Annotated in this window: 11 protein-coding genes; 4 read left to right on the forward strand and 7 right to left on the reverse strand. The window is 58.6% G+C overall.

What is annotated here, in order from left to right:
- Positions 1-110: 110 nt before the first annotated feature.
- The 5 genes from truA to DES29_RS04975 form a co-directional block, all read right to left on the reverse strand.
- Positions 111-920 (reverse strand): tRNA pseudouridine(38-40) synthase TruA, encoded by an 810-nt coding sequence (gene truA / locus DES29_RS04955; protein WP_021995083.1) that lies wholly within the window; start codon positions 918-920, stop codon positions 111-113.
- Entirely contained in the window at positions 920-3181 is a 2262-nt protein-coding gene (locus DES29_RS04960; RefSeq protein ID WP_113854530.1) for a FimV/HubP family polar landmark protein, read from the reverse strand. The genes truA and DES29_RS04960 overlap by 1 nt, the downstream gene beginning before the upstream one ends.
- A 258-nt stretch (positions 3182-3439) precedes the next feature.
- The gene (gene rimO, locus DES29_RS04965) at positions 3440-4786 is read right to left on the reverse strand and encodes a 30S ribosomal protein S12 methylthiotransferase RimO (RefSeq protein WP_021995427.1); all 1347 of its coding nucleotides are present in this window, start codon (positions 4784-4786) and stop codon (positions 3440-3442) included.
- Between the two features lie 149 nt (positions 4787-4935).
- Positions 4936-5748, reverse strand: a complete 813-nt coding sequence (gene pgeF / locus DES29_RS04970) for a peptidoglycan editing factor PgeF (protein ID WP_016474831.1) — start codon at positions 5746-5748, stop codon at positions 4936-4938.
- A 21-nt stretch (positions 5749-5769) separates the two neighbouring features.
- The gene (locus DES29_RS04975) at positions 5770-6759 is read right to left on the reverse strand and encodes an RluA family pseudouridine synthase (protein ID WP_249031202.1); all 990 of its coding nucleotides are present in this window, start codon (positions 6757-6759) and stop codon (positions 5770-5772) included.
- A 100-nt stretch (positions 6760-6859) separates the two neighbouring features.
- Between DES29_RS04975 and DES29_RS04980 the strand changes: the two genes are divergently transcribed.
- The gene (locus DES29_RS04980) at positions 6860-7648 is read left to right on the forward strand and encodes an outer membrane protein assembly factor BamD (RefSeq protein WP_005431956.1); all 789 of its coding nucleotides are present in this window, start codon (positions 6860-6862) and stop codon (positions 7646-7648) included.
- Between the two features lie 209 nt (positions 7649-7857).
- On the opposite strand, the gene DES29_RS04985 is transcribed toward DES29_RS04980, so the two are convergent.
- A complete protein-coding gene (locus DES29_RS04985) occupies positions 7858-9207 on the reverse strand; it encodes an MFS transporter (protein ID WP_016474833.1) in 1350 nt (449 codons plus the stop codon).
- Positions 9208-9234: 27 nt separating this feature from the next.
- A complete protein-coding gene (locus DES29_RS04990; protein ID WP_016474834.1) occupies positions 9235-10263 on the reverse strand; it encodes a histone deacetylase family protein in 1029 nt (342 codons plus the stop codon).
- Positions 10264-10477: 214 nt separating this feature from the next.
- Between DES29_RS04990 and DES29_RS04995 the strand changes: the two genes are divergently transcribed.
- The 3 genes from DES29_RS04995 (at position 10478) to DES29_RS05005 (ending at position 14844) form a co-directional block, all read left to right on the forward strand.
- Positions 10478-11845 carry a lytic murein transglycosylase gene (locus DES29_RS04995; protein WP_236578890.1) on the forward strand — a complete coding sequence of 456 codons (1368 nt, stop codon included), beginning with the start codon at positions 10478-10480 and terminating at the stop codon, positions 11843-11845.
- Between the two features lie 79 nt (positions 11846-11924).
- On the forward strand, positions 11925-13220 hold the full coding sequence (locus DES29_RS05000) for an amidohydrolase (protein ID WP_016474836.1): 1296 nt from the start codon (positions 11925-11927) through the stop codon (positions 13218-13220).
- A 586-nt stretch (positions 13221-13806) separates the two neighbouring features.
- Positions 13807-14844: a DMT family transporter gene (locus DES29_RS05005; RefSeq protein WP_016474837.1), complete on the forward strand. Its 1038-nt coding sequence runs from the start codon at positions 13807-13809 to the stop codon at positions 14842-14844.
- Positions 14845-14917: the final 73 nt, after the last annotated feature.

Raw genomic sequence — 14917 nt, forward strand, 5'->3', positions numbered from 1 at the left:
GCAAAAATTATACGAGGTGCAGACCTTCAAACACGCGTCACGGAGTGCCGCTTGAGGCTAGCACGTTTGGTCGACCATCCCGCGTTCGGATGCGCCTTCAGACGCCTCCGTCAAAAGACTTTGCCAAAAGGTCCTGACGAAAGCTGAGGCAAATGCGGATGCTCGGGATAGCCCACTCCGGTGAGATAGAGCCCAGCCGGACTGAAGGTGGGCGCGGCTGCATCACGAGATTTGGCGGCGAGCACTTCGGCTATCCACTCTGGCCTTTCCCGCCCCGTGCCCACATAAATAAGCGCGCCAACGATGTTTCGCACCATGTGCTGCAAAAAAGCATTGGCCGTAATGCGTACGCCCACCAATGCGCCGCGCCGCACGATCTTGAGTTCGCTGATCGTGCGCACCGGCGTCTTGGCTTGGCACTCTGACGCACGGAAACTCGTAAAGTCGTGTTCACCGATGAGCGCCGCCGCGCCCCGCTGCATGAGCGCCTCGTCGAGCGGCCGAAACACCCACCCGGCCGACCCTTCAAAGAGCGGCGAACGGACGGGATCGTTCCAGATCCAATATTCGTAGGTGCGGGAACGCGCGGAAAACCGCGCATGAAACTTTTCGTCCACCTCGCGCATCCAACGCACGGCAACGCTCTCGGGCAGGATGGCATTGACGCCGCGGATCCATCCCGCCGAAGGTCGGCGAGCGACGGAGGTAAAACTCACCACTTGGTGAGTGGCGTGGACGCCGGTATCCGTTCGTCCGGCACAGATTACAGAGATCGGATGATCTGCAAACTGCGAAAGCGCTGCCTCCAGCGCCGCCTGAACGCTCGGGTGATCCGGCTGCACCTGCCAGCCATTGAAGGCGGTACCCCGATACTCAATCCCGAGCGCAAGCGTTTTCGGTTCGCTCTTGACCAAGGCCATCAGCGGGCACCAGCAGATTTGCCGTTCACCTCATCGAGGAGGCGGTGTGCGGCGGCACGCTGAACTTCCGAGCCTTCCTTTTTCACCTCCGCGAGCAGCTCGAGCGCCTCCTTCTTGGCGTCCAGACCAATGAAAGATTTCGCCAGATTGAGCTTGGCATCAATGGCTTCGAGACGCGCACGCTCCTTCTCATTCGGCACTGGCGCTGCCGGCTGGGCTGCGGGCTGCGGAGCCGGCGCCGCCTTGACGGGTGCGGCGGCAGCCTCCGTCGGTATGGGCTCCGGCGCCAAAGGCGGCACATAGGCGGGCGTCTGCTCATCCAGGTTGAGGTCGACGCGCTTTAATTTTTCTGCGGTCATGCCTGCCGTCTGCTTGGCAGTTCGCTCTGAGCTTTCGCGCTCTTCGTCGGAAAGGGGCGGCAGCTCCTGATCGTTATCATCAGCCTTCAGCCACGGCTGCTCCTCAACCTGCTTTTTCGCGGTGGCAGCAGCGGCTGCGGCGGCTGCGGCCTGCGCATCGGCTTTCATCTGCGCCTCGGTGTAGGCCATCGCGCCCACCCCCATGGCTCCGGCCGTCGTGCCGTTCTTCACGGCTTCATCAACGGTGGCCTCCACCGCTTTCAACTGAGCTTCGCCCGCGGGCGCCACGTCACGCTGAAAAGCCACGACACCTTGTCCCTTTTTGGCCGCGGCAACCGCTTCCTCGGCCTCTTTAACGGCCTTCTCGCGGCGCTTGCGCCAGGCGATGGAAGCAATGATGGCGATGCCGACAATAATAAGGAGATATGAAATCAAGGGGCGCTTCTCTTCGGCTGCGGGCTGCTGCGCATCAGCGGCAGACTGAGCCGGCTTGGCGTCCTCAGCAGGCGCCGATTCGGTCGGCGACGGAGCCGCCGCCTCCGTCTTCGAGTCGTTTTCTGCTGTCGGCTGGGCTGCAGCACCCGTATTGGCCGCGGCTGTCTCGGCCTCCGAAACGGGCGCGGCCGACGGCGGATTAGCTTCAGCTGAGGGTTGGGCAGGCGCCGCTGACTCAGGGGCTTCAGGAAGAGCGGGAGCGGCTTCAGCCGGAGCATTCACTGCAGCCGTCGGAGCGCCTGCAGCAGCCGCCTTCTTTTGGTTACTTTCCCAAGCATCCAGCGCCTTGCGGCCGATCTCCGCCACCTGCTTCACACTTTCACCGCGGCTCAGTGCAGCAATTTGCGCCGCAGCCGTTTCGCCGGCAGCTTCGCGGGAGCGGTGCTGCGCATCAATCAAATTCTGTGTCGGTCCCGGCACCGCTGCCGAAGCGCCGTGCACAGCGCGAAACGCCTCCATGGGATCAATGGCAAAGACTTCGTCGGAAAGCGGCGCCGAAAGCGACTGCCCAATCACAATGCGCGACGGATCGCCGTCAACGAAAGCACTCGGATTCTTCTGCGTCAGCGCAACCGCAACCTGTTCGAGAAGGGCGCCCGGGCAGCTCGGCCAGTAAAGCTTCGCAATCGACCAAAGCGTCATGTCGCGCTGCACCGTGAACGCATCATTGGGATTAAATCCGTTCAAAGCCACATACTCGCGGACAACATTCGGTGCATAACGTCCTGTACGATGCCCGCCCTTCTTGCCGGCCTCAAGAGACTTAACAGATTTTTCTTTTTCTTCAATACGTTGCGTCGTCTTTTGGTGGGCTTCAGCAGCCGCAAAAGCCGTTTTTTCCACAGGCTTTTCGGCAGTCTCAGAGACCTTTTCAACAGACTTATCCACAGTCATCATCGACTGCGGAGCGGTCTCGGCGGATTCCGCAGCCGGCGCAGCAGACAACTCTCCCCCGGCGGCCGCCTTCGGCTCAGCCGCCGGCATTTCCTCTGCAGCTGAAACGCGGAAGGTGCCGTTGACCGGATCAAGCCGGTAGCTGCGCACGGTGACCTTTCCGCCGGCATTCATTTCAATAAGCAGCGGAAAACCTTCCGAGAGACTCTGGCCGCCCACGACTTTAACGCGGACCTTGCCGGCTTCGCCGCCCATGCGGGCCATCTTCAGATCCTGCGCTTCACGGGGCCACTCCACGCCTTCACGCAGATAAGTGGCTGGCGGCGCCACGCGCACCAAAAGGGGCGAAATCGTAATGTCGACGTCATTGACATCGAGCACCGCTTCAAGCGGCTGTCCAGGCTGACTCACCACTTTAAGGTCGCCGAGTTCGACGGCCTGGCTCAGTGAAGGGAAAACGGCAAGCGCTGCGGCTGCAGCCGCAGCAAGCATGGAGAGCTTCTGATGAAACATTGAACAGAACAGCCTAGAAAATTTTGAGCTTTGCAGAACTGCCGCAAAGCGCCTTCAGGAGATCCTGTGAATGATACCGCAGGGCCTTGCACCATCGAGAGCGGCACATCACCCCAGAAAAGCCGTGCGTTCTCTCGCGGTCGGCGCCGCCAGAGCTCAAGTCAATCGGTTTACTAATTGCGAAACGGCTTTCTTGATGGAAAAAATGAAGCCCGCGCTTTGAGACGCGGGCCCTGCGATTTGGGATTTTAGAAACGCTTATGCCACAACTTCTCGCCCTACGAGATCGTGCTCTTCGTTGGCAGTGATGCGCACCGGGACGATATCGCCCGGAACGAGCTTACGGTCAGTCGTGACGTAGCAGACGCCGTCAATGTCCGGCGCATCAGACTTAGTGCGGCCGACAGCCACACCGTCTTCATCAGGCTCTTCGTCAATGATTACGTCTTCAATCCGGCCGATGCGGCGAGCGAGTTTGCGAAGCGAAATTTCCGCCTGCACTTCCATGAAGCGGCGGCGGCGCTCTTCGCGCACTTCGTCGGGCAGCGCGCCGGGGAGATCATTGGCAGCCGCTCCGTCGACGGGCGAATAAGCAAAGCAGCCGACACGGTCAAGCTCCGCTTCACGCAGGAAGTCGAGCAGATACTCAAACTCCGCCTCTGTCTCTCCGGGGAAGCCCACAATAAAGGTTGAACGGATGGTAATGTCCGGGCAGGCTCTGCGCCAGGCCGCAATGCGCTCAAGATTCTTTTCGCCGCAGGCCGGACGCTTCATCAGCTTCAGAATCCGCGAATGGGCATGCTGGAAAGGCACATCGAGGTAGGGAAGAATTAGTCCTTCGGCCATCAGCGGTACGATGTCATCAACGTGCGGGTACGGGTAGACGTAGTGCAGACGCGTCCAAAGATCGAGTCTGCCCAGTTCGCGGCAAAGATCAATTAATTTCGTATGCACCGGCCGGCCGCAGGCGAAGTCGAGTTTGTAGCGCTTGTCGACGCCGTAGGCAGCCGTGTCCTGACTGATGACGAGGAGTTCCTTGACGCCCGCGGCCTTGAGGTTCATCGCCTCGCGGATGATGGAATCCATCGAACGCGAATTCAGTGAGCCCCGCAGGTGCGGAATCACGCAGAAAGTACAGTGATGGTTGCACCCTTCGCTGATCTTTAGATATGCGTAGTGCTTTGGCGTCAGACGAACACCTGCCGCCGGCACCAGATCATCCCAGGGATCGTGCGGGCGCGGCAGCACGCCCTCAACCATGGCGAGGACTTCATCCACACTGTCCGGTCCCGTCACACCGATCACCTTCGGATGACGCGCCATGATGAAGTTCGACCCGTCAGCTTCCGTTCGGCCGCCGAGGCAGCCGCAGACGATGACGCGGCCGTTTTCTTTCAGTGCCTCAGCAATGGCGCCCAGAGACTCTTCAACCGCTTCGTTCACGAACCCGCAGGTATTAACGATCACCACATCGGCATCTTTATAGGTCGAGCCGATGCGATAGCCGCGGGCGCGCAGTTCGGTAACGATCCGTTCGGTGTCGACCAAGGCTTTGGGGCATCCGAGTGAAACGAAGCCGACGACGGGAATATGGCGTGAGGTCATGTTTTTTTGTGGGAGTCAGCGGGCCTTGGGGAAAAAGCCCGGAATGAAAAAATTTGCGCCGCGGATCATAGTTGAAGATCTGCGGCGCTGCAGTGAATTCAGACGCTCTTTATCAATGACCGCCCTTCATCACCAAAGGCAGACATTGCTTAAGGCTTCGGATCGATCCAAATCAGTGCGGCATGACGGCCTGAGCGTTCACCGTCACGGCGAAAGCTCCAGAACTGTTTCGGATCTCTATAAGTGGAAAGCCCGCAGTCAGCAATATCTGAAGCATCAATGCCGGCCGATTCAAGCGCGGCGTAAGCCAATGCGCCCAGGTCGGCATAAAACTTTCCTTCCGCCGCAGCGGGTTTGAAAGCGCGGGCGACCGATTCCTCGGGGAGGTGCTGACACATGGCTTCGCGAACATCTTCTCCCACCTCAAAGGCATCTGCCCCAATTCGCGGTCCAAGCCAAACAGCAGGCTTCAGATCGGAACAGTGGCGGCGGACTTCTTCAACGGTTCTCTGCAGAATGCCGTCGGCAAGGCTGCGCCAGCCAGCGTGCACAGCAGCAACAATGCGGCCGCTGCGGTCAGCAATAAAGACGGGCAGACAGTCTGCCGTCATCACGCAGGCCACAACCCCGCTCGTCGAAGTCCATTGCGCGTCGGCTTCGGGCGCAGACTGCGCCGAATCAATATCGTCGGCGCAGAGCACTGTCGTGCCGTGAACCTGAGTGAGCCACTTTGGTTCGCTCGGACAGCACTGCGTCACAATCGAACGATTCATCATCACGCAGGACTTAACGTCGCCCGTATGGAGCGCGAGATTGAGTCCCATGATGCCGTTCGGGCCGCCGTAAGGGCCGCTTGAAACCCCGCCGGTACGGCAGGTGAAAAAAGCCTTCACGTGCTTCGGAGCACCCTTGGTCCAATTGGGAAGAATGCTTTCAAGCTCCGGCTTAAAGAGTTCCGCCATGACAACTGTCCTCGCAATCCGCTACTTCTTTTCAAAAACGGTAACCGGCCGATCCCAGGGACCAAAGCCGAGCTGCTCCATCAGATCAATCATGTCCTCGGGCGGCTCGACGAACCACTCCATTTCTTCACCGGTGGCCGGATGGATCAGCCCCAGACGAGACGCATGAAGCGCCTGGCGGTGAAATTCAAGGAAGTTCTCAACTTTCACGGCGATGCCGGGCGCACGGCCGCGATAGAGCTGATCCCCGATCAGCGGCAGATCCTCTCCGGTAAGGTGCACACGGATCTGATGCGTGCGGCCGGTATCCAGGCGGCATGCCACCCAGGAGGCCGGAATGCCGTCCACCGACGACCAGCCCACTGCGCGGGCGCGGGTGCGCGCCGGTTTGGCACGCACGCCCGTGGAACCCGGGAACCCCTTGAAGCGAATACGGCTCTTCGGATCGCGTCCGATCGGTACGTCGACCACGAAATCCTCCGCCGCGGTGCCCATCGTCAGCGCCCAGTATTCACGCTTGACCGTGCGTTCCTGAAGCTGGCGGACCAGATTCGTCTGCGCGGCGAGCGTGCGCGCCACCACCATGAGGCCGGTGGTATCTCGATCCAGCCGATGCACGATGCCCGCACGGGGCACGTCTTTTAATTCCGGGAAATGGTAAAGGAGGCCATTGAGAAGCGTTCCGTCGGGGTTGCCCGCGCCGGGATGAACCACGAGGCCGGCAGGCTTATTCACGACAATGATCGAGGGATCTTCATAGATCACCTCGAACTCAACGAATGACTGCGGCTCGAATGCGAGCGCTTCGTCGAGCTTCGGCGGCTCGAGCAGTTTAATTTCGTCTCCTTCGGTAGCCTTGGCGCGGATTTTCGTCGTTACCGCGCCGTTGAGCTTTACGGAGCCGTTTTCGATAAGCTTTGCCAATCTCGCGCGTGAAACGTCGGGCAGATGCGCTGCCAGCACCTTGTCGAGCCGCTCTCCCCAGAACCCTTCCACCCTGAATTTCGGCAAGTCTACTTGTGACAGAGTTTGAGGTTGCGTTTCCTCGAAACCATCCTCAAAATCTTCATCGTTATAATCGTCCAATCCTAAATTGACCTTTTCTGTCGTCATGAATTCTGCCAATCCCTTCAAAAGGCTCCTGATGCGCGGTTGCGCGCTCCTCTCCGTGACGCTCGCCACGGCATCCTGCTCATGGCTGCAGAGCCTTGACAAGGATCAGACGCTCGATTGGAGCGCCGAGAAGCTCTACAGCGAAGCGCGCGTAGCCCTCGATGATAGCAACTGGACGCAGGCAAAGGACTACTATCAGAAGTTGGAAGCCCGCTATCCCTTTGGTCAGTACGCCCAGCAGGCGCAGATTGAACTGATTTATGCCACATGGAAGGATGGCGACGCACCGGGCGCCGTGCAGGCTGCCGACCGGTTCCTGCAGACTTACCCGAACCACGCCAACGCCGACTACGTGATGTATTTGAAGGCGCTTGCGACCTTGAACGAAACCGACAGCTGGTTCAATAAGCTCGCGGGCGAAGATCTTGCCGAACGCGATGCCAACGCTTCGCGCGAAGCTTTTGACATCTTCAAAGAACTCGTCATGCGTTATCCCGACAGCCGCTTCACGCCGGAAGCGCGCCGCCGCATGCACGGACTCGTGCTCGCTCAGGCCGAGCATGAACTCAAGACCGCCCGCTACTACTTCGTACGCAATGCCTATGTGGCGGCCATTGAACGCGCGCAGCGCGTCGTGCGCGAATTCCAAAACACACCGATGCGCGACGATGCGCTCGAGCTGATTGCACAAAGCTACGAAGCTTTGAAGCTTACCGAGCTGGCTGCGGACACCCGCCGCATCATCGAACTTAATAAAAACGGCACTATCGCTCAGCCCTCGCGTTAACTGCTCTGAACCCTATCCGCAGGCGCAGCAGATTGTTTTCTGACTGCGCCTTTTTATTGATCGCAGAAAGGCAAAAAACGCGCTTTCTTTGCATTCGGCTGACGGATCACGCCGTCCCCTGTCGTTTTCCGTTCGGGCGAGATCGGCCGCTGCCCGCAAAGGATCGAACGTCCTTCCTGCCTTTCGGCAGATATGGACGGCCGACCGTATTAATGGTCAGACGTCGTGCCGCGTGAAGCGGCATCTGTTTCCTCAGCAACTCGCCGGCCGCGCTCAAGGTTGACAGGAATAAGCGCCAAAACGGCCGCTGCAAAGAAGAGCCCCGTCACGCAAATCGCCAGACGATGATCATTGTTGGTGATCCAAGTCACAGAGCCATAGGCGAGCGGCCCCACGATAGCTGCGAGCCAAAGCGCCATATTCCAAAAGCTGAAAAATTCGGCCGAGCGGGTCTTCGGCGACAGAATCGCCACAATGGCACGCCCCGCTGACTGTGAAGATCCCATGGCCAGACCGGCCAGATTGGCAGCTGTCCAAAAGACCGGCCGATTCACAGCCATGGCGGCGAGCACAATCATCAGCACCCACACTATCAGCGTGATGCCCAGAGCGCGCTTATGTCCGATGCGGTCCTGCAGATAACCGAAACCGAAGGCTCCGACGGCAGCCGTGATGTTGACAAGAAACACCAGCATCAGCGTATCCACCGTCGTGAACCCCATCACTTCAGCGGCATACACCGCCGAGAGCGTGATCACGACGGCAATGCCCGACTGATAGAGAAAGCCGCAGAGCGAAAGCCAGGCAAAATCTCTGAAGCGTCCAAGGCTTTTGAGCGTGCTGCAAATTTCTCGAAAGCTCTGACCGGCGAGCGTCCAGAGACCATCCGCGGACTTTAATGCCCCTAAGCTCGACGCTCGCGGCTGAGCCCGCTCCTTGAGAAAGAGGAAAATCGGCGCGGCAGCAACGGCGAAAACAAGGGCCGTAATGAGCATGGTGCCCGCGATGCGCTCATCCATAGTGAGTCCCCAGCTGCCGCCCAGCTGCACCAGAGCGAGCGATGCACCCAAGGTAACCAGTCCGCCGCAGTAGCCGAACGACCAACCCCAGCCGGACACTTTGCCGACGGCCTCCGGACGAGCGATTTCCGGCAGGAAAGCCGAATTAAGGGTTTCGCCGACGTTGTAGCCAAGGTTCGAAAGAATCACCATCACGGCCGCCAGAACAATCGTTCCCGGTCCGCAGAAGGCGAGTCCTGCAGTGCCGAGAATGCAGATCGCCGTCGCCCCGAAAAGCCAGCGCTTTTTTTGCGCCGAGGCATCAGCGATGGCGCCTACGACAGGCATCACGAAAATGCCGACCGCATTGCTCACCGCAATAATGAGCGTCCAGAGAAAGGTCGCCCAGGGGGCATCAGCGGCCACAACGCTCACAAAGTAAGCGTTGAAGACCGCCGTGAGCACCACCGTGGTGTAGCCCGAATTGGCAAAGTCAAAGGCCGACCAAGCCCAGACTTCTCTGCGGGACACCCCCGGCATCAATGCGCTTTTATCAATCATTTTTCGAGAATATCGTTGGAGTCATCTTCAATTGGGGTCTTTGCAAGTTTCCGCCGGGAGCGGATTGCGGATCAGTCCCTGCAGATGTGTAAAGACGCTTCGCGCGAGTGAACGGAGCTCATAGCCGCCCTCGAGCACGCTGACCAGACGCCCTTCACAATAAGCGAACGAAGCTTCAACGAGCAGACGCGTCACGCAGGCATAGTCCATTTCACCAGCCTTAAGCTGTGCAATCCGCTCTTCACAATGCGCGTCAAATCCGGCCGAGAGAATCATCAGATCCGGCTGAAACTTATCGATTTCGGGCAGCCAAACGTTCTCCACCACATTGCGGATATCCTCTCCGCCGGCACCGGCCGGGAGCGGTGAAAGGACGGCATTGCTCGGCGTCGGCTCCATGCGTCTGTGCGGAAAAAGCGGCCATTGGAAAAGCGACAAAAACCGAACCCCAGGGCGGTCCGCCAGTATTTCTTCCGTGCCGTCGCCGTGATGTGCGTCGAAATCAAGCACCATCACGCGCTCGGCTCGCCAGCGCTTTTGCGCCCAGAGCGCGCCGATAGCCGCATTGTTGAGGTAGCAAAAACCGCTCGCGCGGCTGCGGGACGCGTGGTGTCCGGGCGGCCGAACGGCGCAGAAGGCATTTTTAACTGACCTTCCGTAGATAGCATCCACCGCACGCGCCACGGCGCCCGCTGAAGCCATCGCACAGCTGAAGGTATCCTCACCCACCCGGGTATCGGGTTCGGTAAAGCGCTTAAGCGCCTCGGGGTCGCCCAGCGAAGCGTGTTCAAGATCGTCAACGTATTGGGAATCGTGCGCGAGCAGCACCGCTTCGCGCGGAGCCGGACCGCATTCAACACGCCGCACGCGCCCTTCCAAGCCTGCAAGCATCAGTCGGGCCTCAATCGCTTCAATACGATCCGGTGACTCAGGCGCATCATCAAGGGGATTGGGCAGCCCGACGAGCTGATGCGTGAAATAACCTGTCGGCAGGAGTCTCCAGTCTTTTGGGAGCGTATCTGGCATGCGTTTATGGAGCTGAGGAATCTGCATCATCGCTTCGGGTGGAGCTGCGCGGATGCAGTTTCGCTCTGCAAAGAGTTGGTAGTGCCGAAAGGCTAGCACATGAGCGCCGCCGCTCTTGAAACACCGCAAAAGACTTCAAATCTGCATAAGCTCCGAAACATTTTCGCCAGAAACGTATAACAGCCGCTTCACGCTGCCCCGCTACAATGCGCCGAAGTATTCCGTCTTCTTTGAAGTTCCGCTGATGTCTAATATTCTGCGCCCGCTGCCTTACGCCTCGCGCCTCATGCTCCTCTTCACCACCTTGTGCGCGCTGTCGGCCTGCACCACGGTGAAGTCAGCTCCACCCACTCCTGAGACGACAGACACAGGAGCAGCGCCTGCGGCTGCCGCTGCCGCGCCGAAGGAAACACCGGCCTCTATCCCTGCAGCCGCGCCGGCAGCATCGACGTCTTCTAAGCCCGCTGAAGCGCCAAAAGCGCCCGCGCCGCGCATGCCGACAAAATCCGCAGCCGAGTCCGTAAAGGGCAGTCCCGCAGCAAGCGACTATGTGGAACGCACTGATGTGCAGGAATACCTCAAGGACATTTCGAATAAACAAGGCATTCCGCTCGAATGGCTGATGAATGAAGTGGCGCTCGCTCGCTATTCGCCTTTGTCCGAGCGCTACACGACGCCGCGTCCCAATGCAGACAAGAAGACGACGGCGGAAAAGAACTTTCTGCTTTACGAACGCAATATCGTCAATGCCGAACGCATTGAGCGCGGCACCGCCTTTCTGCGCGACCACCAAGAAGTCTTTGCGCGCATTGAAGAGGAGTCCGGCGTCAGCCGTTATGCCGTAGCCGCCATCATCGGAGTGGAATCGATCTATGGCCGCAATATGGGGCGCTTCCGCGTGCTCGACGCCTTGATGACGCTCTCCTTTGACTACACGCGGCGAGCCAAGTACTACCGCTCGGAACTTACCGATTTCCTCGATTTCTGCTGGAAGCAGCAGATTTCTCCGGTCTCCGTCACCGGTTCTTTCGCCGGCGCCATGGGGCTCGGTCAGTTCATGCCGGCGTCGCTTCGCGCTTACGGCAAGGATGGTGACGGCGACGGTCACATCGACGTGGTGAATTCCCCTGCCGACGGCATCGCTTCAGTAGCCAATTACCTGGCGGTGCACGGCTGGGTACGCGGTGAACGGCCGCTCTATCGGGTATCCGCTACTGACGCCATATTCAAAGCCACGGGCTCAGGCGGCATTAAAACGCATACCACCGCCGGCGCGCTCTATAAGGCGGGCGTAAAGCCGCTCGAAGCCATTCCGCTCAAAGACGATGAACCGGCGCTTCTCGTTGATCTGCCTTGGATCAAAAGCAACAACGAACGCGGCGTCGACTACTACCTCGGCACGGGTTCCTTTGCAGCCATTTTGCGCTACAACCGAAGCTACTTCTATGCTGCGGCAGTGTCTTTGCTCGCCTCAGAGCTTGAAGACCGCGATGCCCAATACCTTGAGGCCGTCCAGAAGCGCGCTCGCCAAGCGATCGGTGAATCACCCGCAGCGCCCGAAGCCGATAAGCCCTTAGAGCCAGTCCTTCCGCCAAACGACCAACAGAATTAGCACAATCGTCCGGCATGAATTAAAGCCAGAAGATCTTCACCGCAGCACCGCGCCGCGAAACTCATTGCAGAGGTCCATCATGCATTGCGTATCCGTCTACCGAGACCAAATGTCAGCGCTTCGCCGCCGTGTTCACCGACGCCCCGAAGAAGGCTGGACCGAATTTGAGACGACAGCACTGATTGTCAATCATCTGCGCAGCCTTCAATTCGAAGTCCGCTGCGGACGTGCCGTCATCCATCCAGACTTCGTCATGGGACGCGATCCTCTTCTCGTCGCCGAGGCGATTGCCCGAGCCAAAAGGCAAGGCGTCAGTGAAGAGCTGCTCAGCGAACTCGACGGCTTTACCGGCGCCGTTGGCATTTGGGACTCTGGGCGGCCTGGCCCCGTCACCGCTTTTCGCTTCGACATTGACTGCGTGCAGGTCGGCGAAACATCCGATCCGGCTCACGAAGCCAATGCCGGCGGTTATGCCTCGCAACGCCCCAACCTCATGCATGCCTGCGGTCATGACGGTCATCTTGCGGTCGGGCTTGGCGTCGCACAGTGGATTAAGGACCACGCAGACCAACTCTGCGGCAAGATCAAACTGGTTTTTCAACCGGCCGAAGAAGGAACCCGCGGTGCTCAGCCCATGGCCGAGAGCGGCATTCTCGATGATGTGGACTTCATTGTCTGTACGCACATCGGCTCAAGCGTCCCGCTGCATCAGGTTGCCGTCTGCACGCACGGCTATCTGGCGACGACCAAACTTGATATTTATTTTGAAGGCGTGCCGGCCCATGCCGGCGCTAATCCTGAAAAAGGCCGCAGCGCACTCATGGCAGCCTGCTCCGCCGCCATGATGCTCGTCGGCATCCCTCGATCCGGCGAAGGCGATACCCGCATCGCTGTGGGACGCCTCACAGCAGGCGAAGGCCGCAATGTAGTTCCTGTTCATGCACGCCTGCAAATCGAAACACGCGGGTCTACTGCAGATGTCAATCGCTATATGGTTGACTGCGTGAAGCGCATCACGGCAGGCACTGCGCTCGCATACGACGTCAAATCCCGAATTGAAAAAGTCGGCGAAGCCTCTGAACTGATCACCGATCAGGCCGTGACAGACGACCTGGTGAGCATTGCGCGCGCAGCCCCAAGCATTGAAGCCGTCGAGCTCTGGGACGACATCCGCGGCAGCGACGACTGCACGATTCTCATCAATCGAGTCCGCGCGCACGGCGGCAAATCCGGCTATTTCCTTTTTGGCTGCAATCAAAACGGGCACCATCGTTCTGACTTTGCCATTCAGGATGAGGAAAGTCTTCCGGCAGCCTTTGAACTCTTTACCGGATTTCTAGAGCTTAAGAACGGTTTGAGAGCCACATGCGTTTGATTTTTTTAAGCGCCGGGATTCATCCTATTGAATAAATTTACCGTTTTTGCGCTGTTCCTATAGGGCTGAAGATGAGTTACCTCCTGTGATATGCAAATACTATTTTTACTAGTTTATTGATAACATTATTTCTAGTATATATACGTATATAAGTCTGCATTTGCAGTCTTCCATTTGTATGGCTCAATGGATAGATTTGCATTTAGTCATGAAGTAAGCATTATTCCCTACTATTCTATGCGTAGGACTGAGTGATACCATCATTTCAAGTTCAAAGAGTCGGACGACGGGGCAACTCTTGAGGAGTCGGAGGCGCCGCAGACTGACATCCCCCTTTAACTGCAGGTCTGACCGTCTGCCCAACTCGATGAACTGCGGCTCCCGGCAAATCAGCCGGTGAATGCTGCGGCTGAGGCTTCATGACCAGCTTCACCGAAGATCTCCGTGAGGTCTTCCGGAGGCGAAGGCTCAGCCCTGCGGCAGCGGACCGCGATGACTTCCCGCTTTTCAAAGCGGACCGCTGATCACAAAATCCGCATTCGAATGAAAGGCGAATGCATTCGGAAAAACTGGCTGTTTCTCAATCATGCTGTTAGGCGTCCTGCTCGGCGTTGCCGCCGGTGCCCTCTGGGGGCTCATCTACATCGCCCCGCTTGCAGTCCCCGAGTACAACCCTGTGCTCGTGGCACTGAGCCGCTTTATTGCATTCGGCGTTATTTCGCTCCCCTTCCTCTGGGTCTTCCGCCGAGAACTGAAAGCTTTCACGCGCGCCGACATTTGGGAGTCCTTCAAGCTGCCGCTCTTAGGCAATGTGCTCTTTTACTGTCTGCTGACGATCTGCATTCGTCTGGCCGGCGCGCCGCTGGCCGGCATGTTTATGGCGGTCATTCCCGTGCTGGTGGCCATCGCCTCCAACATCCGCTATGCGGGTTCCAAGTCAGCCGTTGCCTGGAGCAAAATTCTTCCGCCGCTCGCTGTGATTTTCTTTGGTCTGATCGTTGCAAATCTGACCGAGTTTGAGCGCGCTGCTGCCGCCTCTGCTGAGGGCGGCATGCAGTACTGGATTGGAGTGGGCTTCGGCTTGGCTGCCGTTGTCTCCTGGACGTGGTTCTCCATCATGAATGCCGAATGGCTGCTCAATCACCCCAAGCACAATGCCGCAGCGTGGACGGCGCTTCAGGGCGTGACGGTGCTGCCTTTTGCCGCCTGTCTCTTCGGCATCCTCGCCTGGCCGGCGGGCTTGATGGATACCGGCATCACGCTGATGGGCGCTGCGCCGATGAAGTTTCTGGCCGTAGCGCTCGGCATCGGTCTGCTCTGCTCTTGGGTCGCCATGATCTGCTGGAACAAGATGAGCCAGATTCTGCCTGCAGCCTTGGGCGGACAGCTGATCGTGTTCGAATCCGTCTTCGCGGTCATTTATGCCCTGATGTGGCGCGGCGAAATGCCGACGCTGTCGATGACGATTGGCTTCGTTATCTTGATGGGCGGCGTGCTCGGTTCGCTTCGCGTCTTCCAGAAGCACACGGAATCCTCGACCGACGATACCCCCGAACACACTCTCAGGACTGCGGGTGTTGCCAACCATGCCGAACTTCAGGCGGAAGGCACCCACGACAATTAACTGCCCCGAGCTCTTCTTGAGAAACTTCAGAGGCGGAATGGATCCATCCCGCCTCTTTTGATTGGCGCATCCC

The sequence above is a fragment of the Sutterella wadsworthensis genome (genome assembly GCF_003315195.1).
Lineage (GTDB): Bacteria > Pseudomonadota > Gammaproteobacteria > Burkholderiales > Burkholderiaceae_F > Sutterella > Sutterella wadsworthensis.